20 protein-coding genes are annotated in these 26614 nt (G+C 60.1%); 15 read left to right on the forward strand and 5 right to left on the reverse strand.

Going from position 1 to position 26614, the window contains the following annotated elements; genetic code table 11:
* Nucleotides 1-6: 6 nt before the first annotated feature.
* Entirely contained in the window at nucleotides 7-897 is an 891-nt protein-coding gene (locus JJD66_RS05500) for a LysR family transcriptional regulator (protein WP_200647725.1), read from the reverse strand.
* Nucleotides 898-997: 100 nt separating this feature from the next.
* Here JJD66_RS05500 and JJD66_RS05505 point away from each other — a divergent pair, with 100 nt between their 5' ends.
* From JJD66_RS05505 to JJD66_RS05525, 5 genes are all read left to right on the forward strand, one after another.
* Nucleotides 998-1765 (forward strand): sulfite exporter TauE/SafE family protein, encoded by a 768-nt coding sequence (locus JJD66_RS05505; RefSeq protein ID WP_200647726.1) that lies wholly within the window; start codon nucleotides 998-1000, stop codon nucleotides 1763-1765.
* Between the two features lie 137 nt (nucleotides 1766-1902).
* Nucleotides 1903-2451, forward strand: coding sequence for a hypothetical protein (locus JJD66_RS05510; RefSeq protein WP_057703905.1), 549 nt, complete (start codon nucleotides 1903-1905; stop codon nucleotides 2449-2451).
* Between the two features lie 118 nt (nucleotides 2452-2569).
* Entirely contained in the window at nucleotides 2570-4039 is a 1470-nt protein-coding gene (gene guaB, locus JJD66_RS05515) for an IMP dehydrogenase (protein WP_034128014.1), read from the forward strand.
* Between the two features lie 81 nt (nucleotides 4040-4120).
* Nucleotides 4121-5698: a glutamine-hydrolyzing GMP synthase gene (gene guaA, locus JJD66_RS05520; RefSeq protein ID WP_096143334.1), complete on the forward strand. Its 1578-nt coding sequence runs from the start codon at nucleotides 4121-4123 to the stop codon at nucleotides 5696-5698.
* 240 nt (nucleotides 5699-5938) lie between these two features.
* Nucleotides 5939-7393: a TrkH family potassium uptake protein gene (locus tag JJD66_RS05525; protein ID WP_060765150.1), complete on the forward strand. Its 1455-nt coding sequence runs from the start codon at nucleotides 5939-5941 to the stop codon at nucleotides 7391-7393.
* 61 nt (nucleotides 7394-7454) lie between these two features.
* On the opposite strand, the gene JJD66_RS05530 is transcribed toward JJD66_RS05525, so the two are convergent.
* A complete protein-coding gene (locus JJD66_RS05530) occupies nucleotides 7455-8072 on the reverse strand; it encodes an APH(3') family aminoglycoside O-phosphotransferase (protein ID WP_234452164.1) in 618 nt (205 codons plus the stop codon).
* 148 nt (nucleotides 8073-8220) lie between these two features.
* The gene (gene treR, locus JJD66_RS05535) at nucleotides 8221-8925 is read right to left on the reverse strand and encodes a trehalose operon repressor (protein ID WP_200647727.1); all 705 of its coding nucleotides are present in this window, start codon (nucleotides 8923-8925) and stop codon (nucleotides 8221-8223) included.
* Nucleotides 8926-9179: 254 nt separating this feature from the next.
* Here treR and treP point away from each other — a divergent pair, with 254 nt between their 5' ends.
* The 5 genes from treP to JJD66_RS05560 all read left to right on the forward strand — a co-directional run bounded on the left by treP (nucleotide 9180) and on the right by JJD66_RS05560 (nucleotide 16694).
* Nucleotides 9180-10622 (forward strand): PTS system trehalose-specific EIIBC component, encoded by a 1443-nt coding sequence (gene treP / locus JJD66_RS05540; RefSeq protein WP_200647728.1) that lies wholly within the window; start codon nucleotides 9180-9182, stop codon nucleotides 10620-10622.
* Between the two features lie 121 nt (nucleotides 10623-10743).
* Nucleotides 10744-12390, forward strand: coding sequence for an alpha,alpha-phosphotrehalase (gene treC / locus JJD66_RS05545; protein ID WP_200647729.1), 1647 nt, complete (start codon nucleotides 10744-10746; stop codon nucleotides 12388-12390).
* A gap of 68 nt (nucleotides 12391-12458) precedes the next feature.
* Nucleotides 12459-13679 carry a maltoporin gene (locus JJD66_RS05550; protein ID WP_200647730.1) on the forward strand — a complete coding sequence of 407 codons (1221 nt, stop codon included), beginning with the start codon at nucleotides 12459-12461 and terminating at the stop codon, nucleotides 13677-13679.
* A 199-nt stretch (nucleotides 13680-13878) separates the two neighbouring features.
* Nucleotides 13879-16413 carry a phosphoenolpyruvate--protein phosphotransferase gene (gene ptsP, locus JJD66_RS05555; protein WP_200647731.1) on the forward strand — a complete coding sequence of 845 codons (2535 nt, stop codon included), beginning with the start codon at nucleotides 13879-13881 and terminating at the stop codon, nucleotides 16411-16413.
* Between the two features lie 2 nt (nucleotides 16414-16415).
* The gene (locus JJD66_RS05560; RefSeq protein ID WP_105228338.1) at nucleotides 16416-16694 is read left to right on the forward strand and encodes a PTS transporter subunit EIIB; all 279 of its coding nucleotides are present in this window, start codon (nucleotides 16416-16418) and stop codon (nucleotides 16692-16694) included.
* A 136-nt stretch (nucleotides 16695-16830) separates the two neighbouring features.
* Here the strand turns inward: JJD66_RS05560 and mltF are convergent, their stop codons facing one another.
* Nucleotides 16831-18291, reverse strand: coding sequence for a membrane-bound lytic murein transglycosylase MltF (gene mltF, locus JJD66_RS05565; RefSeq protein WP_073842888.1), 1461 nt, complete (start codon nucleotides 18289-18291; stop codon nucleotides 16831-16833).
* A gap of 286 nt (nucleotides 18292-18577) precedes the next feature.
* On the opposite strand from mltF, the gene purL reads away from it, so the two are divergent.
* The 5 genes from purL (at nucleotide 18578) to JJD66_RS05590 (ending at nucleotide 24800) form a co-directional block, all read left to right on the forward strand.
* A complete protein-coding gene (gene purL, locus JJD66_RS05570) occupies nucleotides 18578-22474 on the forward strand; it encodes a phosphoribosylformylglycinamidine synthase (protein ID WP_200647732.1) in 3897 nt (1298 codons plus the stop codon).
* 4 nt (nucleotides 22475-22478) lie between these two features.
* Nucleotides 22479-22790 carry a YqfO family protein gene (locus tag JJD66_RS05575; RefSeq protein ID WP_200647733.1) on the forward strand — a complete coding sequence of 104 codons (312 nt, stop codon included), beginning with the start codon at nucleotides 22479-22481 and terminating at the stop codon, nucleotides 22788-22790.
* Nucleotides 22791-23103: 313 nt separating this feature from the next.
* Nucleotides 23104-23742 carry a DUF6036 family nucleotidyltransferase gene (locus tag JJD66_RS05580; RefSeq protein ID WP_105228336.1) on the forward strand — a complete coding sequence of 213 codons (639 nt, stop codon included), beginning with the start codon at nucleotides 23104-23106 and terminating at the stop codon, nucleotides 23740-23742.
* Nucleotides 23726-24172 (forward strand): hypothetical protein, encoded by a 447-nt coding sequence (locus JJD66_RS05585; protein ID WP_105228334.1) that lies wholly within the window; start codon nucleotides 23726-23728, stop codon nucleotides 24170-24172. The genes JJD66_RS05580 and JJD66_RS05585 overlap by 17 nt, the downstream gene beginning before the upstream one ends.
* Nucleotides 24173-24536: 364 nt before the next feature.
* The gene (locus tag JJD66_RS05590; RefSeq protein ID WP_105228332.1) at nucleotides 24537-24800 is read left to right on the forward strand and encodes a DUF6124 family protein; all 264 of its coding nucleotides are present in this window, start codon (nucleotides 24537-24539) and stop codon (nucleotides 24798-24800) included.
* Nucleotides 24801-24915: 115 nt separating this feature from the next.
* On the opposite strand, the gene nagE is transcribed toward JJD66_RS05590, so the two are convergent.
* Nucleotides 24916-26613, reverse strand: coding sequence for an N-acetylglucosamine-specific PTS transporter subunit IIBC (gene nagE / locus JJD66_RS05595; protein ID WP_200647734.1), 1698 nt, complete (start codon nucleotides 26611-26613; stop codon nucleotides 24916-24918).
* Nucleotide 26614 lies beyond the last annotated feature (1 nt).

Here is a 26614-nt window from a genome sequence, read left to right on the forward strand (position 1 = left end):
GGCAGTTTATAGGCATTCGTGCAGGGTTTGACAGAATTGCTCCACCAGCGCGTTTGGCGCTTGCGCAAAGGCCAGGGCTACGGTGCTGTCGCAGTCAGGGTCGGCCAAGGGCAAAAATTGCACGTTGGGCGGGGCGATGTCCTGCATGGATTTTGGTAGCAAGGCAATACCGAAACCGGCCTGGATCAATTGCAACTGCGTGGTCTTGCGCGACATCACCCGCGCCGCCTTGGGGAAAAAACCTGCACGCATGCACAATTCAGCCGACAGATAGCTCAGCCCGCCGCGCTGAGGGTGGGGGATTGAAATAAACGCCTCGTCCTTGAGTTGCATTAACTCGACCGCTGCGTTGCCGCGTGCCAAGGGATGACCCGTAGGCACTGCCAGCGCCAACGGCTCGGTGCACCAAGGCACCACGCGCACGCCTTCGCGCTGGCGCAACACCGGCAACCGCAGCAGGCCGACGTCCAGGCGCCCCTCGGCGATTTCCTCCAGTTGGGCTTCGGAGGAGAGTTTGACGATATCCATCGACACACCCGGACAGCGCTCCAGCCACGTGCTGATGCCTTGCAGTAACGCGCCGCTCATCGGCACGGTGCTCGAATGGCTCAGGCGCAAGGTGCCGAGCTGGCCCTGGCCCACTTGTGTCGCCAGGTCGCTGGCCTTGAGCAACTCACTCAGCAGGTTGCGCGCCCGTGGGTAGAAGGCTTCGCCGGCGGCCGTCAGCCTTGGCTGGCGTGCAGTGCGTTCGAACAGTGGGGTTTGCAGTTGAGATTCAAGCTCCTTGATCTGCCGGCTCAAAGCTGATTGCGCCACGAACAGGCGCTCGGCGGCAGCACTGAAGCTACCGCTGTCGGCGATTTCGACGAAATAACGCAGTTGCCGGGTGGAGATCAAGAGTCATGCCTTTTTGAGATGAGTAGTGAGCCTGGAAGATATTAGTCGCAACCCTTGCCGATGGCTAAAGTGAACGGCATCTCAATAGAAGGAATAATTCATGGGCCCGGTTGAGCTGATGAGCCAGTGGTCGTTCGGTGGTATTGATTGGCTGGTGATCGGCCTGGGCGTGACGGTGGCTTATATCGTGTTCGGCATTGCCGGGTTCGGCACGGCGCTGGTGGCGGGGCCGATTCTGATTTTATTCATGCCGCTGTCGAAGATCATCCCGTTGCTGGTGCTTCTGGACTTTGTCGCGGCGTTTGGCGGCCTGCTGCAAACGCGGCGCGATGTGAACAAGCCGGAACTGTTGCGGTTGCTGCCCTGCATGGCCATCGGCTGCACCCTGGGCGTGGTGTTTTTGCTCAACCTGCATTCGGACCTGTTGCTGTTATTGATGGGGCTGTTTATCAGCGCCTACGCGATTTACAGCCTGGCGGTGAAAGCACGACCGACTCAGCTGGCGGCGGGCTGGTCGGTTCCCATGGGCACCGTTGGCGGCCTGTTTGGGGCGCTATTCGGCAGTGGCGGCTTCTTATATGCGATTTACCTGAACAGCCGTTTGCCCAAGGACGCGGCGCGGGCTACGCAAAGCGCGCTGATCAGTTGCAGCACGGTGGTGCGTTTGAGTCTGTTCCTGATTGCCGGGGTGTATGCAGATTTGCCGTTATTGATGTTGGCGGTTTGCCTGTTGCCGGCGATGGTTCTGGGGTTGTGGTGTGGGCGCAGGCTGACGATGCGGCTGTCCCGTGAGGCGTTCGTGCGGTTGGTGACGTGGCTGGTATTGGCCAGTGGTATTGCGTTGATCGGACGGTATTTGAGTACTTGACCTGATTTTTTCAGGGATTAAGCTGCCAGCCTCCCGGGCGTCATCGCGGGCAAGCCCGGCTCCCACATTGGAATGCGATCACCTGTGGGAGCCGGGCTTGCCCGCGATGGCGCCAATAGCCACACCGCAGGACTCCCATGAACTCCCAAAGCATCCTTGTCCCGAAAATCTCCACCTTGCCCGTCCACGAACCCCGCGCCCGGGCGATTGTGCGCTGGCTGGTGCGCAAGAACATCATCAAGGAAGAGCTCACCACCTGTGGGCGTACCGGCAACCGCATGGGCTACGCCCTGGCCGATGGTGCCCGCGCCGTGGTGCTGCACCCCGAGGCGCTGCCGTTCAACGAGCCGGTCAATGGCCTGGAGATTATCTACAAGCGTTGCATCTATACCCCGGCCAAGGGGTTCCTCGAAGAAGCGGGCTGCCCGGAGTGCCTCAAGGAAGTCGGCGAGGCGCTGTTTGAAAGCCTGGAAGACTGGATGCCTGGCCACACCGATAACTTCACCTGCCCGCTATGTGGGCATGAAGACGACATCAATGGCTTTCTGTTCCTGCAGGAATGCGGGTTTTCCAACCTGGGATTCATTTTCAACAACTGGGCGGAGGCGGGTTTCAAACAGAGCTTTATCGACGAGTTTGCCGATTGGCTGGACCAGAAGATCAGTTGGGTCAAAGTCGAGCTATAACCCTGATCAAATTACCCATCTATCAGTATTACCAAGTTTGTCAGAGTTTTACATTGAGCCCGGCAGGGTGCATGTATATAATGGCGCGCTTCCATTTTCCCGCTCGGGAGCCCCCGCGATGCTGCGTATCAGCCAAGAAGCTCTGACATTCGACGACATTCTCCTAGTGCCCGGTTATTCCGAGGTGCTTCCTAACGAAGTCAGTCTCAAGACCCGCCTAACCCGTGGCATCGAGCTGAATATTCCCCTGGTTTCCGCTGCCATGGACACCGTCACCGAAGCCCGTCTGGCCATTGCCATGGCTCAGGAAGGCGGCATCGGCATCATCCACAAGAACATGACCATCGAGCAGCAAGCTGCCGAAGTGCGCAAGGTCAAGCGTTACGAAGCCGGTGTGGTGAAAGATCCGATCACCATCGAAGCCGACGCTACCGTGCGTGATCTGTTCGAACTCACGCGTATGCACAACATCTCCGGCGTCCCGGTGCTGCACGATGGCGACCTGGTCGGCATCGTCACTTCCCGTGACGTGCGTTTCGAGAACCGCCTTGAAGTCACCGTCCGTGAAGTGATGACGCCTAAAGAGCGCCTCGTCACCGTCAAGGAAGGCGCCGACAAGAACGATGTGCGTGAACTGCTGCACAAGCACCGCATCGAGCGCGTGCTGATCGTCGACGACAAGTTCGCCCTCAAGGGCATGATGACCGTCAACGACATCGAAAAAGCCAAGGCTTACCCGCTGGCCAGCAAGGATGACCAAGGTCGTCTGCGCGTTGGCGCTGCGGTCGGTACCGGTAAAGACACCGGTGATCGCGTCTCGGCGCTGGTCGCTGCCGGTGTTGACGTGGTAGTGGTCGACACCGCCCACGGCCACTCCAAAGGCGTGATCGACCGCGTACGCTGGGTCAAGCAGAACTTCCCTGAAGTGCAGGTGATCGGCGGCAACATCGCCACCGGCGCTGCCGCCAAGGCCCTGGCCGAAGCTGGCGCCGACGCAGTCAAGGTCGGTATCGGCCCAGGCTCCATCTGCACCACGCGTATCGTCGCCGGTGTGGGCGTGCCGCAGATCAGCGCCATCGCCAACGTCGCCGCTGCCCTTGAAGGCACTGGCGTACCCTTGATCGCCGACGGTGGCATCCGTTTCTCCGGTGACCTGTCCAAGGCCATCGTTGCCGGTGCCTCCTGCGTGATGATGGGCTCGATGTTCGCCGGTACCGAAGAAGCGCCAGGCGAGATTGAACTGTTCCAGGGCCGTTCGTACAAGGCTTACCGTGGCATGGGTTCGCTGGGCGCCATGTCCCAGGCGCAAGGCTCTTCCGACCGTTACTTCCAGGACTCTTCGGCAGGCGCCGAGAAGCTCGTACCGGAAGGCATCGAAGGCCGTGTGCCGTACAAAGGCACCCTGAGCGCGATCATCCATCAACTGATGGGCGGCCTGCGTTCCTCGATGGGCTACACCGGCAGCGCCAACATCGAAGAAATGCGCACCAAGCCAGAGTTCGTACGGATCACCGGCGCCGGCATGGCTGAATCCCATGTCCACGACGTGCAGATCACCAAGGAAGCGCCAAACTACCGTGTAGGTTGAGGCTTCCAGCAAAACGTTAAGTAACCGGGGCTGTTCTTTCAGCCCCGAGTTGTTTCTGATTCATTAGACGAGACTGACTTCATGGCCCTCGACATTCACGCCCACCGCATCCTGATCCTCGACTTCGGTTCCCAGTACACTCAGCTGATCGCCCGCCGCGTGCGTGAAATCGGCGTGTACTGCGAACTGCATCCGTTCGACATGGACGATGAAGCGATCCGCGAATTCGCACCCAAAGGCGTCATTCTCGCCGGTGGCCCCGAGTCCGTGCACGAAGCCAACAGCCCGCGCTGCCCGCAAGCGGTATTCGACCTGGGCGTGCCGGTATTCGGCATCTGCTACGGCATGCAGACCATGGCCGAGCAACTGGGTGGCAAGGTAGAAGGCTCCGAGTTGCGTGAATTCGGTTATGCCCGTGTGGACGTGGTTGGCAAGAGCCGCCTGCTGGACGGCATCGAAGACCACATCGATGCTGACGGCCTGTTCGGCCTCGACGTCTGGATGAGCCACGGTGACAAGGTCACCAAAATGCCGGCAGACTTCCACATCCTGGCCAGCACCCCGAGCTGCCCGATTGCCGGCATGTTCAGCGACGAGCGTCGCTACTACGGCGTGCAGTTCCACCCGGAAGTGACCCACACCAAGCAAGGCGGGCGCATCCTGTCGCGTTTCATCCTCGACATCTGCGAGTGTGAAGCCCTGTGGACCCCGTCGAAAATTGCTGAAGACGCCATCGCCCAAGTGCGCGCCCAGGTCGGCACTGACAACGTATTGCTTGGCCTGTCCGGCGGCGTTGACTCCTCGGTTGTGGCCGCCTTGCTGCACAAGGCCATTGGCGACCAGCTGACCTGCGTATTCGTCGACAACGGCCTGCTGCGCCTGCACGAAGGTGAGCAAGTGATGGCCATGTTCGCCGAGAACATGGGCGTCAAGGTGATCCGCGCCAACGCTGAGGACCAGTTCCTCAACAACCTGGCCGGCGAGTCCGACCCGGAGAAGAAGCGCAAGATCATTGGTCGCACCTTCATCGACGTGTTCGATGCCGAGTCCAACAAACTGGACAACATCAAATACCTCGCCCAGGGCACCATCTACCCCGACGTGATCGAGTCGGCCGGCGCCAAGAGCGGCAAGGCCCACGTGATCAAGTCCCACCACAACGTGGGTGGCCTGCCTGAGGAAATGAACCTCAAGCTGGTAGAACCGCTGCGCGAACTGTTCAAGGACGAAGTCCGCCGTCTGGGCCTGGAACTGGGCCTGCCGTACGACATGGTCTACCGCCATCCATTCCCGGGCCCGGGCCTGGGCGTGCGTATCCTGGGTGAAGTGAAGAAGGAATACGCCGACCTGCTGCGTCGCGCCGACCACATCTTCATCGAAGAACTGCGCAAGGCCGACTGGTACCACAAGGTCAGCCAGGCGTTCGTGGTGTTCCAGCCGGTGAAATCGGTTGGCGTTGTAGGCGATGGCCGCCGTTACGCGTGGGTTGTTGCACTGCGTGCCGTAGAGACGATCGACTTCATGACAGCGCGTTGGGCACACCTGCCTTACGAACTGCTGGAGACGGTCAGCGGCCGGATTATCAACGAGATCGAAGGTATTTCCCGCGTGACTTATGACGTGTCGAGCAAGCCGCCGGCGACGATTGAGTGGGAATGATTGGACGTCCGGCATTGACCGGCACCCACTAGTAACAAATATCCTGGAGCCCGCGTAATTGCGGGCTTTTGGCTTTTTGAGGTTGGCACTTTCAGTTGCTTTGTGCATTGCCAGGTAGGGGGCTGGCCTTTTGAGACACGTAGCCTGACTGATAGCGCGTAAAAATTTTACGGAGAATTTACGCAGCCTGTTTGGGGGGCGTCCGATACTGCGCGGTGCTCATTTCGGAACGCTACTGTGATGTCACTCGCAGCAATTCGGCTTATCGGCTTCATCTTAGGTATTTTTTTGATCACGCTGGCCGTAAGCATGGTGATTCCCATGATTACACTGGTGGTCTATGAGCGCAGTGACGATCTCTCGGCCTTCCTCTGGGCGAGTTTGATCACCTTCATTTGCGGCCTTCTGTTGATCGTGCGGGGCCGCCCGGATATTGGCCATCTTCGCCCAAGGGACATGTACTTACTGACTACCGCAAGCTGGGTAGTTGTGTGCACCTTCGCTGCATTACCCATGGTGTTCATCAGCAAGATCAGCTACACCGACGCCTTCTTTGAAACGATGTCTGGCATCACAACCACTGGCTCGACCGTCCTAAGCGGTCTGGATAGTTCATCTCCCGGGTTGCTGATCTGGCGTTCGATGCTCCATTGGTTGGGCGGCATAGGTTTTATCGGCATGGCTGTGGCGATTCTTCCACTTTTGCGCATCGGCGGCATGCGTCTGTTCCAGACAGAGTCCTCAGATTGGTCTGAGAAAGTGACACCTCGCTCCCATGTCGCAGCCAAGTACATTCTTTTGCTCTATCTGGGGCTGACAGGCATCGGAACCCTGTCGCTCTGGCTCGCTGGAATGACGCCATTTGAAGCGGTCAACCATGCGATGTCGCTGATCTCTACCGGAGGATTCTCAACTTCGGACGCCTCTCTTGGGCATTGGACGCAACCAGCGATTCACTGGGTGGCAGTAGCCATCATGGTTCTGGGCAGCCTGCCATTCACCTTGTACGTTGCAACATTGCGAGGTAATCGGCGTGCCTTGATCAGAGATCACCAGGTGCGCGGATTTATCGGATTCTTGCTCATCACATCGTTGGCTGTGGGTACCTGGCTGCACTTTCACAGTGATCATGGATGGTGGGATGCGTTTCGTATCGTGGCCGTCAATGTGACCTCGGTGGTCACGACCACCGGCGTTGCGGTGGGCGACTACACCTTGTGGGGCAGCTTCGCGGTCTTGCTGTTTTTCTATTTAACCTTTGTCGGTGGCTGTTCAGGCTCAACGGCAGGCGGTCTTAAAATCTTCAGATTTCAGGTGGCTGCCGCTCTGCTGGTCAGCAGCTTGAAGCAGTTGATCCATCCTCGAGCCGTGATTCAGAAAAAATACAACGGCCATCCCATCGACGAGGAGATTGTGCGCTCGCTTTTGACCTTCTCGTTTTTCTTCACCATCACGATTGCCGCTATCGCTTTGGGCCTGGCTCTCATTGGGCTTGATTGGATAACCGCGTTGAGCGGCGCCGCCACGGCGGTGTGTAACGTCGGGCCAGGCCTGGGCACAATCATTGGGCCGGCAGGCAACTTCTCATCATTGCCGGATGCGGCCAAATGGTTACTTACCGTTGGAATGCTTCTGGGAAGGCTGGAAATCCTGACGGTGCTGGTACTCGTAACGCCGGTTTTCAGAAGGTATTGACCCAGCGAGTGACGGTGCTGGCGCTACAAACTATTCGAGGTATGAATATCAGCTTAGAGCGTCAGAAAAACTCATCCAGCAGACAATAGAACTTCATGCGCTGCTCATCGGGCTCAACGCCATAAGCCTCAAAAAATGGCCTCACCCATGCCAGCCCCAGATTGCTTTCAATACTTCGTGCTGCCAAGGCAAGGTCTTGAAACCGATCGCTGACCCCCAGCCGTCCACAGTCGATGAAGCCGCTGAAGCAACCCTCTGCCGCCATGAAATTCGGCAGGCAAGCGTCGCCATGGGTCACTACCAGATCATGAGTCTTTGGCTGAGTCGCCACCAGTTCAGCAAACACATCCTCAGCGCTTTGCCCCAGTCGCTCGTCGTCGAAGTCTGTCTCGTCCACGAGGCCGGCACTGACGTGCTGGTGTGCGCGTGCGATGCGCAGTTGGAGGGAGTGATCGAAGGGGCACAGGGCCACGGGTAACTGGTGCAAAGTACGCAGCGCGGTCGCCAGGATGTAGATAATTTGCTCGGCTGAAAGCTCGCTGGCGCTGGCCAGGTCCTGTCCCGGTACGGTGGTCATCAGCAACCAATGGCGATGGGCCGCTGTAACCTCATCCAAGACCACAGGCGCAGGCAGACCCATTTGCTGCAGCCACCTGAGTCGATCAATTTCGTCTGCCAACTCACCGTGTTCCTCGAGGAGCTCGGACTTCAGGAACAGATCCGTGCCAAGACGTCAGCGCGCGATTCACCAATGGCCTGTTGTTCAATCAGTGCATGGGGGAATTGTTCACGCCATTTGTGGAGAATATTCATCGTTGTCTCCGGCGTCAGCGCCGCGCCACGTCAGAAAAGTAAAACTTATCCAACGTATGCCGCGACTCGGTGTACTCGAACTGCCTTCCATCCTGCAAAAACGTCTGGTTACTCACCACAATCACATGGCTTTGCCCATCCAGATCCAGATGCGCCTGGTCGTCCTTGCTGCGCGGCAGGGCTTCGATGGTGCGCTGCGCGTAGCTGATCTGCAGCTGCAGCGTTTGCTCGATAAACGCGTAGATCGACTGCTCGGCGATGTCGCGGTCCAGGCCGGGAATCAGGTCGCTGATGAAGTGGTTGATGTCCAGAATCACGCGTTTGCCGCCGATGCGGCGCACCCGTTTGATGCGCGTGATCAGGGTGCCGGGTTCGGCCTCGATGTGCTGCAGCAGTGAGCCTTCCAACGGGATCTGGGTGAACTCGACCACGTCGGTACGTACGTCATCGCCCAGGTCAGCGTGGGTTTCGTGGAAGCTGACGATGCCGCCCAGTTGGAACTCGATCGGGTTGGGCGACAACACAAAGGTGCCCTTGCCGTGGATCTTTTGCGCAAAGCCACGTTCCTGCAGCTGCTCGATGGCGCGCCGTACGGTGCCACGGCTGGCCTGGTAGGCGTCCATCAGTTCGGTTTCGGAGGGAAGGCGCGTACCGCGTTGCAGGCGCTCGGTGGTGATGCTGGCAAGCAGATCCGTATAGATCTGGTTGTATTTGCTCATGGGATGGCTCTTGCCCGGCGTTATGAAGGTGGACTGCGCGTTCAAGGCAGGAACCTTAGTGGCAGAGGTTGGGTTTGTCCATTGGACACCCGTGCCCGTAGGTGAAAAACCTGACGGAAAGATCGTATGGATAAACAAAAGTGTAACTCGTACAGACGAGTTGTTGATTTAACTCGTACAGACGAGTACTTTTCCCTCCTCGGCGTGCTGCCAACGACTGCCACCCATAAAAACAATCACAGTGGAAAACGAGCATGAGCCACGACTATTCAACGATTGCCCGCGAGATTCTCGACAACCTCGGGGGCCGCGAAAACCTTGAGCAGGCTGCCCATTGCGTGACCCGCCTGCGCCTGGCGCTCAAGGACCCCAGCCTGGTCAACAACAGTGCCCTGAACCAGGTCGACCTGGTCAAGGGCTCGTTCTTTACCGGCGGCCTGTTCCAGGTGGTGATCGGCCCCGGCGAAGTGGAAAAGGTCTACGCCGCCCTGCGCGAACTGACCGGCCTTGCCGCTTCGACCATTGCCGACGTCAAGAAAGCCGGCGGCGACAAGGCCAACCCCATGCAGCGCCTGGTGCGGGTGTTCTCCGATGTGTTCATGCCGATCCTGCCCGCGCTGATCATCGCCGGCCTGTTGATGGGCGTGAACAACCTGATGGGCGCCAAGGGCATGTTCATCGAAGGCCAGACACTGCTGGAGGCCTACCCGAACCTGGATGGCCTGTGGAGCCTGATCAACCTGATGGCCAACACCTCCTTCGTGTTCCTGCCGGCACTGGTGGGCTGGTCGGCGGCCAAGCGGTTCGGCGGCAGTGAAATCCTCGGCATTGTGCTGGGGCTGATGCTGGTGCACCCGGACCTGCTCAACGCCTGGAACTACGGCAAGGCAGTCGCCGGCCTCGACGGCCAGAGCCTGCCGTACTTCGATATCTTCGGCTGGTTCCAGATCGAGAAGGTGGGTTACCAGGGGCAGATCCTGCCGATCCTGATGGCGGCTTTTGTCATGAGTGTGATCGAGAAGTGGCTGCGGGCGCGGGTGCCGAACGCCATTCAACTGCTGGTGGTGCCGATCACCACCATCGTGGTCACTGGTGTGCTGGCCCTGGCAATCATCGGCCCGGTGACGCGCCACCTCGGCATCCTGATTACCGAAGGCCTGGTCACCCTGTTCGAGATTGCACCCATGATCGGCGGGGCGATTTTCGGCCTGCTTTACGCTCCGCTGGTGATCACCGGCATGCACCACATGTTCCTCGCCGTCGACCTGCAGTTGATCTCCACCCAGGGCGGCACCTTTATCTGGCCAATGATCGTCATGTCCAACCTGGCCCAGGGCAGCGCTGCATTGGGTGTGTTCTACATGACTCGCAATGCGCGGGACAAAAGCATGGCGTCCACCTCGGCGATTTCGGCTTATTTCGGCATCACAGAGCCGGCGATGTTCGGGGTCAACCTGCGCTTCAAGTTTCCGTTCTACGCCGCGCTGCTGGGCTCGGCGCTGGGCAGTATTTTCCTGTCGCTGAACAAGGTCACGGCCTCGGCCATTGGCGTCGGTGGGCTGCCCGGGTTTATCTCGATCGTGCCGAGTGCGATTCCAATGTTTGTGATCGGCATGGTGGTGGCGATGGTCGTGCCGTTTGCGCTGACGTGCATGTTGAGCATGAAGATCATTCGGCCTGGTTACCGCGTCGCCTGAAGATCGCTATCGCAGGCAAGCCAGCTCCCACAGTGATGTGTGAACACATTCAAATGTGGGAGCTGGCTTGCCTGCGATGAGGCCGGAAGGGCCAACACCAACTCTACTGAAGGAACCCACCATGCAAGCCTGGCAACACTCGGTGATCTACCAGATCTACCCCAAAAGCTTCCACAGCCACGCGGGTAACGCCACCGGTGACCTGTTGGGCATCGTGGACAAACTCGACTACCTCAAGTGGTTGGGCATCGATTGCCTGTGGGTCACTCCCTTCCTGCGTTCGCCTCAGCGTGACAACGGCTACGACATCAGCGACTACTACGCCATCGACCCCAGCTACGGGACCATGGCCGACTGCGACTTGCTGATCAGCGAAGCGGCCAAGCGCGGGATCCGGTTGATGCTCGATATCGTGGTCAACCACACCTCCGTCGAGCACGAGTGGTTCCAGCAGGCACGCAGCAGCCTCGACAACCCTTACCGCGACTTCTACATCTGGCGCGACCAGCCGAACAACTGGGAATCCAAGTTCGGCGGCTCGGCCTGGGAATACGAAGCGCAGACTGGCCAGTACTACCTGCACCTGTTTGACCATACCCAGGCCGACCTCAATTGGGACAACCCCAGGGTGCGCGCCGAAGTGTTCAAGATGATGCGTTTCTGGCGAGACAAAGGCGTGGGTGGTTTTCGCCTAGATGTGATCAACCTGATCTCCAAGCCCGCAGATTTCCCTGAAGACACCAGCGACGGCCGCCGCTTCTATACCGACGGCCCGCATGTGCACGAGTACCTGCAGCAAATGCACCACGAAGTCTTCGAAGGCCATGACCTGATCAACGTGGGCGAGATGTCGTCCACCCGCCTGGAGCACTGCATTCGCTACTCGAATCCGGCCTCGAATGAGCTGTCGATGACCTTCAACTTCCACCACCTGAAAGTCGATTACCCCAACCTGCAAAAGTGGGTAAAGGCCGATTTCGATTTCCTGCAACTCAAGCAGATCCTCTCCGATTGGCAGACAGGCATGCAGGCCGGTGGCGGTTGGAACGCGCTGTTCTGGTGTAACCACGACCAGCCGCGGGTGGTTTCGCGATTTGGTGATGACGGCGAATATCGCGTGGTCTCGGCCAAGATGCTTGCCACTGCGCTGCACTTTCTCCAGGGCACACCCTATGTGTACCAGGGCGAAGAGTTGGGCATGACCAATCCGGGCTTTGACAGCATCGAACAATACCGCGATGTGGAAACCCTGAATATCTTCCGACTCAAGCGCGATGCAGGAGAGTCCGAAGCATCGAGCATGGCGGCGATCATGCAGAAGTCTCGCGACAACGGGCGTACGCCGATGCAGTGGAACAGCCAGGCCAATGCCGGGTTCAGCCGTGGCGAGCCGTGGATCGGCATCCCGGCCAACGCCGCGCACATCAATGTCGAAAACCAGCTGGATGACCCGGACTCGGTGCTGCATCACTACCGAGCATTGATCGCCCTGCGGCGCCGCGAGCCGCTGATCCAGCAAGGCGTTTATCGCCCGCTGCTGCAAGACCATCCCAACGTTTGGGCCTACCTGCGTGAAGGCCAGGGCGAGCGCCTGCTGGTGCTCAACAACTTCTACGGCACGCCGTGCGAAATCCAATTGCCGGATCAGGTGATCAACGCGGCGTGCGAACAACGTTTGCTGATCAGCAACTACACCGACTGCCCGGTGCGTACGAGCACGGTGGTGTTGCGTCCTTACGAATCGTTTGTGCTGTACCTCAAGGGCTGAGCCGCCCTACCGGCAATCGCGTCACGCAAGACAGTAAGAAAAAACAATAAAAATAAAAGGAGCACTTCATGAAAACAACAATAAAGCTGGGCCTTGTCGCCTCGTGCCTCGCTGCGCCGTTTGGCGCCCAGGCTCTGGAATTCGCCGGTTACTTGCGCAGCGGCGCAGGCACATCGACCGGCAGTGGCAAGCAGCAATGCTTCCAACTGCCGGGGGCGCAAACCAAGTACCGCTTGGGCAACGAATGCGAGCAGTACGCTGAACTGGAATTGCGCCAGGACCTGCTGACCCTCGATGACGGTTCGGTGTTCAGCGTCGATGCCATGGCTTCCCTCTACAACAAGTACGACCGTGCCCTGAAATTCCAGGGAGAAAACAACGGTTCGGCGCGTATGCCGCAGATGTATGCGCAATGGTCCAACCTGCCCAGTCTCAATGGCGGTTCGCTGTGGGCCGGGCGGCGTTACTACAAGCGTAACGACATCCATATCTCGGATTTCTACTACTGGAACCAGAGCGCCACCGGCGGGGGAATCGAGGATGTGCTGATCGGCGGCTTGAAATACAGCTACGCCCTGTCACGCAAGGACAACTTGTACCAGAAGGAATACGCCACCCGTCACGACTTCAACGTCGCAGGTTTCAATACCAACCCGGGCGGCGAGCTGGAGCTTGGCTTGAGCTACATCGCCAGGGCCGGTGGGCGTGATACCAATAGCGGATGGGCGCTGACCGCGCAGCATGTGCAAGCGGCATTCCTGGGGGGCAAGAACAAGTTTGCCCTCCAGTACGGCGAAGGCCCAGGCACCGGTCTGGGTTACACCGGCAATACCACGTTGGACAAAAGCAGCAAAAGTTACCGCGCCGTGGAGTTCTTTGATTGGCAAGTGACCCCGCGTTTCGGCGGGCAAGTCGAGGCGGTGTACCAGAAAGATGTGCGTCCAGGGCGCCAGGACCAGAACTGGATGTCGCTCGGTGTGCGTCCTGCGTATGCGCTCAGCGAGCAATTCAAACTGGTCACTGAGCTGGGGCACGATCAGGTGGAAGCCACCGGGGGGACGCGCAAGTTGAGCAAATTCACGTTCGCTCCGACCTGGTCGCCCAAAGGCCCTGAGTTCTGGGCTCGGCCGGAAGTGCGGTTGTATTACACCTATGCGTCCTGGAACAAAGCGGCCAAGCGTGCGGCCAATGAGCTGGCGGCGGGCTCGGCGTTGTCCGACACCGGCGCCTATGGCACGGCGCGGCATGGGTCGAACGTCGGTGTGCAGGTCGAATATTGGTGGAAGTAAGCCGGGCTCGTGTGGGAGCGGGCTTGCTGTGGCGAGCAAGCTTGCTTGCGCTGGGGTGCGAAGCGCCCCCAAAAGCCTGCGACTGCTGCGCAGTCGAGCGGGAGCAAGCTCCCTCGCCACAGCAAGCCCGCTCCCACCTTTGATCTCAACCTTGCATCGGCTCAATGATTTTTAAAGAACAACACAAACAGGTGAAGTCATGACCACATCTCAACCCCTGGAACTGCTGGCACCCTTGTCCGGGGTTTTGCTGGCGCTGGATCAGGTCCCCGACCCGGTATTTTCCGGCCGCGTGATTGGCGATGGCCTGTGCATCGACCCCACCTCGCAGACCCTCTGCGCGCCGTTGGCCGGGGTGATCAGCAACATTCAGGACAGCGGCCACGCGGTCAGTGTCACCGCCGATAACGGTGTGCAGGTGCTGCTGCATATTGGCCTGGACACCGTGAACCTTGCAGGCCAGGGCTTCACCCGCCTGGTCGAGGAAGGCCAGCGGGTGGAGGCCGGGCAGCCGCTGATAGAGTTCGATGCCGACTATGTGGCGCTCCATGCACGCAGCCTGCTGACCTTGATGCTCATTGTGAGCGGCGAGCCGTTTGTGCCGTTGGTGGCCGATCGGGCGCTGGTCGAGTCCGGCCAGCCACTGTTGCAGGTCTCGCCGGGGCAGATGGCCGCTGAGGTGGACGTGGAAGAGGGCAATGCGCTGTTTTCCAAGCCAGTGACACTGCCCAATGCCAGCGGCCTGCACGCCCGCCCTGCGGCGGTGTTTGCCCAGGCGGCGAAGGGGTTCAGTTCCAGCATTTTCCTGCACAAGCAAACCCTGAGCGCCAATGCCAAGTCGCTTGTGGCGATCATGGCGCTGCAGACCTCCCAGGGCGACAGCGTGCAAGTGAGCGCGGCGGGGGAAGATGCCGAGGCGGCAATCCAGGCGCTGGTGGCGTTGCTGCTCGACGGCTGTGGCGAGACGCTGCCGGTAGCGGTCGAGGCGATCAACGAGCCCGCCACGCCTGCGTCTTCTGCGTCCGTGTTGCGAGGCGTCTGCGCGTCGCCGGGCTCGGCGTTCGGCCAGGTTGTCCAAGTGGCTGAACCGGCGCTTGAGATTCCCGAAGCCGGTGCCGGAGAAACCTTCGAACGTACCGCATTGGCCCGTGGCCTGCGGGCGGCAAACGAGGCGCTGCAAGCGTTGCAGGCCAAGGCGGCCGGCAGTGCCCAGGCCGAGATCTTCCGCGCCCACCAGGAACTGCTCGAAGACCCGACCCTGCTTGAACAAGCCCATAGCCTGCTGGCCGAAGGCAAGAGCGCGGCCTTTGCCTGGAATACGGCCACGGTGGCGACCGCCAGGCTCTTCGAAGGCTTGGGTAAAACGCTGCTCGCTGAGCGTGCGGCGGACTTGGCCGATGTTGGCCAGCGCGTACTCAAGTTGATTCTGGGCGTGCCTGAGCGATCAATGGAGCTGCCGGAGTGCGCCATCCTGGTCGCCGAACAGCTGACGCCCTCACAAACCGCCGGCCTGGATGCCAGTAAAGTTTTAGGTTTCGTCACGGTCGCCGGTGGCGCGACCAGCCATGTGGCAATCCTCGCACGGGCGCTCGGCCTGCCGTCGATTTGCGGGGTGCCGAGCCAGGTATTGGCCCTGGCCAACGGCAAGCGGGTGCTGCTCAATGCTGACAAAGGCGAGCTGCACCTGGAACCGGACCTGGCTGAAATCGAACAATTGCAGGCAGTTCGCCAACAGCAAAAACTGCGGCTGCAACGTGAAGTGGCGCAGGCCTCACGGGCGGCGGTCACCCGCGACGGGCATCACGTCGAAGTCACCGCCAACGTCGCCTCGTTGCAGGAAGTGGAGCAATCCCTGACCCTGGGCGGGGAAGGCGTGGGCCTGCTGCGTTCGGAGTTCCTCTACCTGGACCGCAACCGCGCCCCTAGCGCCGAAGAGCAGGCTGGCACCTACAGCGCCATCGCCCGCGCCCTGGGTACCGAGCGCAACCTGGTAGTGCGCACTTTGGATGTGGGGGGCGATAAGCCCTTGGCCTATGTGCCGATGGAAAGCGAGACCAACCCGTTCCTTGGCCTGCGCGGTATTCGCCTGTGCCTGGAGCGCCCCGAGTTGCTGCGTGAACAGCTGCGCGCGATTCTTGCCAGCGCAGGTCTGGCGCGGCTGCATATCATGTTGCCGATGGTCAGCCTGCTGTCGGAGCTGCATCTGGCGCGCAAGATGCTCGAAGAAGAGGCGCTGGCCCTCGGGCTGACCGAGTTACCGAAGCTGGGCATCATGATCGAAGTCCCCAGCGCAGCGCTGATGGCGGATGTGTTTGCGCCCCATGTGGATTTCTTCTCCATCGGCACCAACGACCTGACCCAATACACCCTGGCCATGGACCGCGACCATCCGCGCCTGGCCAGCCAGGCCGACAGTTTTCACCCGGCCGTCCTGCGCCTGATCGACATCACCGTCAAGGCGGCCCATGCCCATGGCAAGTGGGTGGGGGTATGTGGTGCGCTGGCCTCTGAAACAGTGGCGGTGCCGGTATTGATCGGGCTCGGCGTGGATGAGCTGTCGGTCAGCGTGCCGCTGATCCCCACCATCAAGGCCACCGTGCGCGAACTGGACCTGCACGACTGCCAGATCATTGCCCGCCAAGTGCTGGGCCTGGAAGAAGCCGATCAAGTGCGCGAGGCCCTGCGCCTGTACCACGCGGCCACCGTTGAAACCTCACCTGTCGTGGAGCACTGAGCATGTTCGAGAAATTGCAGCGGGCGTTCTGGAAAGCCCTGACGCCTGATTTGGTGGCCGAGACGGTCACGCCGACGACGCCGAGCCTGTTGTCGGCCGATGTGGTGAGTGCATTGGGCGGGGAGGGGAACGTCACGTCACAGCAGCGCGTGGCACTCACGCGGGTGCGCGTGCAATTGAAGGAGGTGGGTGGGTTGGATGAGTCGGCGTTGAAGGCTGCCGGTGTCCCCGCAGTGATGGTACTGCCGGGCGGCGTGGTCCATCTGCTCACCGGCCTATAAGGCGACGATGATCCCATGTGGGAGCCGGGCTTGCCCGCGATAGCGGTGTGTCAGGCGCCGAATACCTTGACTGTCAGGCCGCCATCGCGGGCAAGCCCGGCTCCCACAGGGATTTGCAGTGTGCGGGCTGTCGTGATCAGAGTTGAGGGGTGTCTTGCGGTGGCTTGGTCTTGTCCACGCCCGGCACATGCAGGTTGCCTTCCACCACCTGGTTACCCTCTAACTGCGGCTGGGTCACCCAGGTGAGGATGTCGTAGTAACGCCGGATGTTCGCCACAAAATGCACCGGCTCGCCGCCGCGGGCGTAGCCGTAGCGGGTCTTGCTGTACCACTGCTTCTGCGACAGGCGTGGCAGCATCTTCTTCACGTCCAGCCACTTGTTCGGGTTCAGGCCTTCTTTCTTCGCCAGGATGCGCGCGTCGTCCAGATGGCCGGTGCCCACGTTGTAGGCGGCGAGGGCGAACCAGGTGCGGTCGGGCTCGGCGATCTTGTCGTCCAGCTCATCCTTGATCCGGGCCAGGTACTTGGCGCCGCCCATGATGCTCTGCTTGGGGTCCAGGCGGTTGGACACGCCCATGGCTTGCGCGGTGTTCTGAGTCAGCATCATCAGGCCGCGCACGCCGGTCTTGGACGTGACCGTGGGTTGCCACAGCGATTCCTGATAGCCAATGGCTGCCAGTAACCGCCAATCGACTTTCTCGGCCTTGGCATAGGCGCGAAAGTGCTTCTCGTACTTGGGCAGGCGTTGTTGCAAGTGCTGGGCAAAGGTGTAGGCGCCGACATAGCCGAGGACATCGACGTGCCCGTAGTAGCGGTCCTTCAGACGCTGCAAGGTGCCGTTCTTCTCGACCTTGTCCAGGTAGCTGTTGATTTCGTTGAGCAGGCTGTTGTCGTCGCCTGCCGCCACGGCCCAGCTTTGATTGCTGGCATTGCCGAGGTCGAAGGCCACGCGCACGTTGGGGAAGTACACCTGGTTCATGGCGACTTCGTTGGAGTCCACCAGGGTCAGGTCGATTTGCCCTTCGTCGACCATGCGCAGCAAATCCACCACTTCCACCGCGTCGGATTCTTCGTACTCAATCGCCGGGTTCTGTTTTTTCAGCGCCGCCAGTTGTTCGGCGTGCGTGCTGCCCTTGAGCACCATGATCTTCTTGCCCACCAGGTCGGCGGCGTTGGTGGGGCGCGATTGGCCGTTGCGGTAGATGATCTGCGGGGTGACTTCAAGGTACGGGTGGGAGAAGCGCACCTGCTGCTGGCGCTGGTCGCTGCTCACCAGGCCGGCGGCGGCGAGTACCGGGCCATTGGGTTTGCCCAGCCGGCTGAACAGGTCGTCGAGGTTGTCGGCCGTCTCGATTTCCAGCTTCACTCCCAGGTCATCGGCAAAGCGCTTGACCAGTTCGTATTCGAAGCCAGTTTCGCCGTTGCGATCCTGGAAATACGTAGCGGGACTGTTGCGAGTGACCACCCGCAATACGCCATCCTCCTTGATTCGCTCCAGTGTGCTGGGTTTATCAACACAGGCACTGAGCATCAGGAAGAGCAAGGTGGCGATGAGCCATTTGACGCATCGCAGGCGCGAAACAGTTGGGAAGAACATCTGCGCAGTATACGCAAACGGCTCACGGCGCCATATCTCGACAGCGGCGCACTTGTCTGCTAGCCAGCGTAAAACTGTGCTGCAGCCCGCAGAAACGGGGCTTGGCGAGCGATTGTGACGGTTAAAATAACTGCACCCAATGCCCTGGATAACGCCGTGATCGCAGGCAAAGCGTGCCAACTGACGTTCGGCGGCGGCCACCGGTAGCGTTTCGGGTGCCGTTGGCGAAGGTTTACGCTAGAATGCACGGCCTCAAAGCACACCCCTTCCCGAGGCTGTCCCGAAGATGTTGATCCTGCGCGGCGCTCCTGCCCTTTCTGCCTTTCGCCACAGCAAACTCCTTGAGCAACTGAGCCAGAAGGTTCCAGCTGTTACAGGCCTGTACGCTGAATTTGCTCACTTCGCCGACGTAACCGGCGTCTTGACCGCCGACGAACAGCAAGTGCTGGCACGCCTTCTGAAGTACGGCCCAAGCGTTCCCGTTCAAGAGCCGACTGGCCGCTTGTTCCTGGTTCTGCCACGGTTCGGCACCATCTCGCCCTGGTCGAGCAAGGCCAGCGACATCGCCCGCAACTGCGGCCTGGATAAAATCCAGCGCCTGGAGCGGGGGATCGCCTTTTACGTCGCTGGCCAGTTCAGCGATGCCGAAGCCGAGCTGATCGCCAGCAGCCTGCACGACCGCATGACCCAGATCATCGTCAGCCAGCAGGAACAGGCTGCCGGCCTGTTCAGCCACGCCGAACCCAAGCCGCTCACCGCGATCGACGTGCTGGGCGGTGGCCGTGCCGCCCTCGAGAAGGCCAACACCGAGCTGGGCCTGGCCCTGGCCGAAGACGAGATCGACTATCTGGTCAACGCCTTCACCGGCTTGAAGCGCAACCCTCACGACATCGAACTGATGATGTTCGCCCAGGCCAACTCCGAGCACTGCCGTCACAAGATCTTCAACGCCAGTTGGGACATCGACGGCCAAAGCCAGGAAAAAAGCCTGTTCGGCATGATCAAGAACACCTACGTGATGCACAGTGAGGGCGTTTTGTCGGCTTATAAGGACAACGCCTCGGTCATCGTCGGCTCCGTCGCCGGTCGCTTCTTCCCGGACCCGGAAACCCGCCAGTACGGCGCGGTGCAGGAGCCGGTGCACATCCTGATGAAGGTTGAAACCCACAACCACCCGACCGCGATTGCCCCGTTCCCGGGCGCAGCCACCGGTTCGGGCGGCGAAATCCGTGACGAAGGCGCCACCGGCCGTGGTGCCAAGCCCAAGGCGGGCCTCACCGGGTTCACCGTGTCCAACCTGCAGATCCCGGGCTTCGAACAGCCGTGGGAAGTGCCGTACGGCAAGCCTGAGCGCATCGTCACCGCGCTGGACATCATGATCGAAGGCCCGTTGGGCGGCGCCGCGTTCAACAACGAGTTCGGGCGCCCGGCGCTCACCGGCTACTTCCGGACCTTCGAGCAGTCCATCACCACCCCGCGTGGCGATGAAGTGCGCGGCTACCACAAGCCGATCATGTTGGCTGGCGGTATGGGCAACATCCGTGAAGAGCACGTCAAGAAAGGCGAGATTCTGGTCGGCTCCAAGCTGATCGTGCTCGGCGGCCCGGCGATGCTGATCGGCCTGGGCGGCGGTGCGGCCTCTTCCATGGCCACCGGCACCAGCTCGGCCGACCTGGACTTCGCTTCCGTACAGCGCGAAAACCCTGAGATGGAGCGCCGCTGCCAGGAAGTCATCGACCGTTGCTGGCAGTTGGGTGACAAGAACCCGATCAGCTTCATCCACGACGTCGGCGCCGGCGGTTTGTCCAACGCCTTTCCGGAACTGGTCAACGATGGCGACCGTGGTGGCCGTTTCGAACTGCGCAACATTCCAAACGACGAGCCGGGTATGGCCCCGCACGAAATCTGGAGCAACGAATCCCAGGAACGCTACGTACTGGCCGTCGGTCCTGAAGACTTCGCACGCTTCCAGGCCATCTGCGAACGCGAGCGTTGCCCGTTTGCCGTGGTCGGCGAAGCTACTGCCGAGCCGCAACTGACCGTCACCGACAGCCACTTCGGCAACAGCCCGGTGGACATGCCATTGGAAGTGCTGCTGGGCAAGGCCCCGCGCATGCACCGTTCGGCGGTACGTGAAAGCGAGCTGGGCGATGATTTCGACCCAAGCACGCTGGACCTGGCCAACAGCATCGAACGCGTGCTGCACCATCCGGCCGTGGCGAGCAAAAGCTTCCTGATCACCATCGGCGACCGCACCATCACCGGCCTGGTTGCCCGTGACCAAATGGTCGGTCCATGGCAGGTGCCGGTCGCCGACGTTGCCGTCACCGCCACCAGCTTCGACGTGTACACCGGTGAAGCCATGGCCATGGGCGAGCGCACACCGCTGGCCCTGCTGGACGCTCCGGCGTCGGGCCGCATGGCCATTGGTGAAACCCTCACCAACATTGCGGCCTCGCGTATCGGCAAGCTGTCCGACATCAAGTTGTCGGCCAACTGGATGTCCGCTGCCGGCCACCCAGGTGAAGATGCGCGCCTGTACGACACGGTCAAAGCTGTCGGCATGGAGCTGTGTCCGGAACTGGGTATCACCATTCCGGTGGGCAAGGACTCCATGTCCATGGCCACCCGCTGGAACGAAGACGGCACCGACAAGAGCGTCACTTCGCCGCTGTCGCTGATCGTCACCGGTTTTGCGCCGGTCACTGACATCCGCCAGACCCTGACCCCGCAACTGCGCATGGACAAGGGTACCACCGACCTGATCCTGATCGACCTGGGCCGTGGCCAGAACCGCATGGGCGCTTCGATCCTGGCGCAAACCCATGGCAAGCTCGGCAAACAGGCTCCGGACGTCGACGACGCCGAAGACCTCAAGGCCTTCTTTGCCGTGATCCAGGGCCTCAACGCCGACGGCCATCTGCTGGCTTACCACGACCGTTCCGACGGTGGTTTGCTGACCAGCGTTGTCGAAATGGCCTTCGCCGGTCACTGCGGCCTGAACATCGTGCTCGACAGCGTTGCCGAGGATGCTGCCGAAATCAACGGCATCCTGTTCAACGAAGAGTTGGGTGCAGTGATCCAGGTACGCCAGGACGCGACCCCAGACGTGCTCGCGCAGTTCAGCGCCGCTGGCCTGGCCGAGTGCGTGGCGGTGATTGGCCAGCCGATCAACAACGGCGAAGTCAATATCTCCTTCAACGGCGACACGGTCTTTACCGGTCAGCGCCGCTTGCTGCAACGCCAGTGGGCCGAGACCAGCTACCAGATCCAGCGTCTGCGCGACAACGCCGACTGCGCCGAGCAGGAATTCGACGTGATCCTGGAAGAAGACAACCCGGGCCTGAGCACCATGCTCAGCTTCGACGTCAACCAGGACATCGCCGCGCCTTACATCAAGAAGGGCATTCGTCCACAAGTTGCCGTACTGCGTGAGCAGGGCGTCAACGGCCAGGTGGAAATGGCCGCGGCGTTTGATCGCGCCGGCTTCAATGCGATCGACGTGCACATGAGCGATATCCTCGCCGGTCGCGTTGACCTCAATGAGTTCAAAGGCCTGGTGGCCTGCGGCGGTTTCTCCTACGGCGACGTGCTGGGTGCCGGTGAAGGCTGGGCCAAGTCGGCCCTGTTCAACAGCCGTGCCCGCGATGCGTTCCAGGGCTTCTTCGAACGCAACGACAGCTTCACCCTGGGTGTGTGCAACGGTTGCCAGATGATGTCCAACCTCAGCGAACTGATCCCGGGCAGCGAGTTCTGGCCGCACTTTGTGCGTAACCGTTCCGAGCAGTTCGAAGCCCGTGTCGCCATGGTGCAGGTGCAGGAGTCCAACTCGATCTTCCTGCAGGGCATGGCCGGTTCGCGCATGCCAATCGCCATCGCCCACGGTGAAGGCCACGCCGAATTCAGCAGCGAAGAAGCGCTGCTTGAAGCCGACCTGTCCGGCACCGTAGCCCTGCGTTTCGTCGACAACCACGGCAAGGTCACCGAAAGCTACCCGGCCAACCCGAACGGCTCGCCGCGCGGGATCACCGGCCTTACCAGCCGCGACGGCCGCGTGACCATCATGATGCCGCACCCGGAGCGCGTGTTCCGCGCCGTGCAGAACTCGTGGCGCCCGGAAGAGTGGAACGAAGACGGCGCCTGGATGCGCATGTTCCGCAACGCTCGCGTGTGGGTGAACTAAGGCCGTGTACAAGCTCGCCTTCTTCGTGCCCGACAGCCATGTGGAGACGGTGAAAACCGCCGTCTTCGCAGCCGGCGGCGGGCGCATCGGCGACTACGACAGCTGCGCCTGGCAAGTGCTGGGCCAGGGCCAATTCCGCGCGTTGGACGGCAGTCAGCCGTATATCGGGCAGGTGGGCCAGGTTCAAGTAGTTGAAGAGTGGAAGGTTGAGTTGGTGGTGGCGGATGAATTGATCGTGGCCGCTGTGGCTGCGTTGAAGCTCAGCCATCCCTATGAGACACCTGCGTATGAGGTGTGGCAGTTGGCGGATTTTTGATTCGTTAATTGTGTAAACAAGAAACCCGCTGGGCCAGTTTGGTCAGCGGGTTTTTTGTTGGTTGTAAATGCCAATCGCAGGCAAGCCAGCTCCCACATTTGGCCCAGTTGTCAGACCATACATCAATCTCATGTGGGAGCTGGCTTGCCTGCGATGGCGTCGGCGCAAGCGCCTCAGAACTTTCCGACAAGCCTTTCAGGTTGTCCCTCGGAACCTGTCTCCCTAGCCTCAATCGGTCGCTGATAACTCAGTGATCGGGGCTTGAATTCAAGACCCGTCCAGCAATGATCTTGCGTACGGTTTGAAATTCAATATGCAAATTCCAGATTTCGTTGTTCCTCGCCTCAATACCAGCTCTGCGCTAGGGCAAGCTCTGATTTCAATGTTCAGATCCATTGAAATGGAATTGACGCTCGAAGGCGCCAGTCCGGGCGCGGTCCAGGTCATTGTATTCGGTGGTTGTGCTGTTCATTTATATACCCACCACCGTGTGTCCACGGACGTGGATGCGGAGATTTATTGCGCAAATACTCAGGACACGCTGCGCCTACGAACATTGCTTGCAGAGTTTCCAGAACAGTTTTTCGATGAGCAGTCTGGCCGTGTCATGGAGCTGAACTATGACCTCCAATACAACACTAGCTTTGGTCCGCTCCACGAAGACTACTGGGAGCGAAGTATTCCCCTGGAAGAGTTTCCTCTTGAATCTGCGCTGCATCTTCATGTAGCTGCGCCTATCGACATTGCAATCTCCAAATTGGGCAGAGCCACTGATCAGGATGTAGATGACATCATGGCGTTGCTCAGGGCTGGCTTCATAGTGACCGCTGAGCTCCGTCAGCTGGCATTGCAGGCGATTGATATGTATGTTGGCAACAAAGAGCCACCCAGATCCATACTGACCAATATCTTGCACGATTATCTGGAGACTGCAGATGGCGAAGCCCTTTAACGGTCCGGTCCTCTCGTCCGCCTTGGACACACTGGTCAAAAGCCCCTTGAATCAGGCTGATGATGCTGCCTTGGTCAGTGCAGCGAAAGCTGTGTGGTATTCGGATACGAATCTTGTGGGCGAGGTGAGGGCGTTCATTCAGGAGCACTCCAGTGAGGTAGAGCTTCGTCGCGCAGGCTATTTGCTTGAGCGCTTCACACGCTTTTCGTGTGCGACCGATAGTCGGGTAAAGGAAGCGTTGAAGGCGCTTGAACTGTTCTCAGCCTCAAAGCAATACGTGAAATCCCAAGGCGCTGTTGCGTTGCGCAGTCGTTGTGACGAACTGGCAATGTCCTGGGGATTAAGTGAGGGGCTGGGTTTGAAGGTTCAGACCTTGATGCCTTTTCAGACCCGCCACTATGAAGCCGAACAGCGTGCGGCGTCTGCCTAGGTATAGATAGCTATCAAAGAACCCGGCTTAGTCCGGGTTTTTGCTGTTTGCGATGTCTTCAGTTCTCGGAGATTTCCGACAAGCCTTTCAGGTTGTCCGTCGGAACTCGCACAACTAACCTTCTCGAGTCGCTGCCAATTCAGTGACCGGGACTGCAAGCCCGCCGAAACCTCACCAGTTAGTCACAAGCGCCTTTATAATTGCGGCGCTTTTTCATGGTCGCCATTTATGGCGGCTGTGTGCGGGAGACCTTCGGGTCTACCGAGACTTGCTGGTGACTCTCGGTCTTGCAGGCCCGCACACAGCTGCCACCCATCATCTGCAAGTGATGCTGGTAGTTCTTACTTCACACCAGAGGTTTACCATGATCAAAGACAGCCCAAATCCCCCATCTGACTCCCTGCCCACCGACCAAATCTTCACCGTCCTAAGCTGCCTGAACAGCGAAACCCTGCTCGCCAACGCCTCCGAAGACCTGGCATCCGTACAGGCACTGGCGGGTAATCTGGCTTTTGAAATCGACGGCCCGCACCGTGATGCGGTGCTAGGGATTCATCGGATAGTGGAGGGCATTCAGTTGATGGTGGATCGAGTACTGGATCTACACGAAGTACCCGCCAGTAACTGAATACACCACACTCTGTGGCGAGGGAGCTTGCTCCCGCTGGAGTGCGAAGCGCTCCCAGGATTTTTGGGGCCGCTGCGCAGCCCAACGGGAGCAAGCTCCCTCGCCACAGGGGATATCAGGCGTTGATCGGGCGAGTCACCAACCGCTCCAACGCTTCACCCAACCCCGACGCCTTGTCACCCATCAACAGGTGCCAAACACCGCTCTCAAGCTGACTCACACCCTGGCAACCGAGCGCAGTGAGCTGAGCCTCAGACAACCGCGAATCATCCCCCAATTCCACCCGCAGCCGGGTCATCGCCACCGCTTCCAGATGCCGTACATTCCCTCGGCCACCCAGTGCGCTCAGCCATTTCTCGGCCTCCTGCACCTTCACCGTCACGGGCTTATTCACAGGCGCAACCGCTACAGGCACTGCGGCAACAAACCCCGGCATCGCCAAGCGGATTTCATCAGCAATGCTATCGGCCATCGGCCCGACCACTACCTGCAAACTGCCGCCGTTACCCGGCCGAACCACAGCCATGGCACCCAGCGCTTTCAACTCTGCATCCACCGCCTTGTTGCGATCCACCATGTCCAGGCGCAGCCGCGTAGTACAAGCACCCACACTCAGTAAGTTCTCGGCGCCGCCCAACGCCTGGATATAAGCCGTAGCCCGCTGGTTATCACTCATCGCTTCGGCCTGCACCACCTGGATGTCTTCACGGCCCGGCGTCTTCAGGTTGAAGCGGCGGATGCAGTAGCTGAATACCGTGTAGTAGATCACCGAGTAAGCCAAGCCCACCGGTACCACCAACCAGCCATTGGTGGACTTGCCCCAACCCAGCACCATGTCGATAAACCCACCGGAGAAGGTAAAGCCCAGGTGGATATTCAGCAGGTCGGTGACCGCCATCGACAGGCCGGTGAGCAGTGCGTGAATCAGGTACAGGAAGGGCGCCAGGAACATGAAGGCAAATTCAATCGGCTCGGTCACCCCGGTGAGGAACGAGGTCAGCGCCATCGACAGGAAAATCCCGCCCATCACTTTGCGCCGCTCAGGCAACGCATTGCGGTACATCGCCAGGCAGGCAGCCGGCAAGCCGAACAGCATCACCGGGAACATGCCGGTCATGAACTGGCCGCCTTTGGGGTCGCCGGCAAAGTAGCGGGTCAGGTCGCCCGTGACCACCGCGCCGGTTACCGGGTCGGTGAAGCTGCCGAACACGAACCACGCCATGTTGTTAAGGATGTGATGCAAGCCAGTGACGATCAGCAGGCGGTTGAACACGCCAAACACGAATGCACCGAGGCTGCCGCTTTCCATCAACAGCACGCCGAAGCTGTTGATGCCGTGCTGGATCGGCGGCCAGATCAGGCCGAAAATCACACCCAGGCCCACCGCGCTGAAACCGGTGACAATCGGCACAAACCGCCGCCCACCGAAGAACGCCAGGTACTCCGGCAACTTGATGTCCTTGAAGCGGTTGTACAGCCCACCGGCCATCAAGCCGCTGGCGATACCGGCGAGCATGCCCATGTTGATGGTGGTGTCCATCACCTTGAGCGTGGAGATCATCACCAGGTAACCAATCGCCCCGGCCAGGCCCGCAGTGCCGTTGTTGTCACGGGCAAACCCCACGGCAATGCCGATGGCGAAGATCAGCGCCAGGTTGGCGAAGATCGCCTGGCCGGCATCGTGCATCACCGCGATGTTGAGCAAGTCGGTGTCGCCCAGGCGCAGCAGCAAGCCGGCGATCGGCAGGATCGCGATCGGCAGCATCAAGGCGCGGCCCAGGCGTTGCAGGCCTTCGATAAAGTGTTGGTACATG

It is taken from the genome of Pseudomonas sp. MF6751, from assembly GCF_016613265.1.
Classification (GTDB): domain Bacteria; phylum Pseudomonadota; class Gammaproteobacteria; order Pseudomonadales; family Pseudomonadaceae; genus Aquipseudomonas; species Aquipseudomonas fluorescens_BV.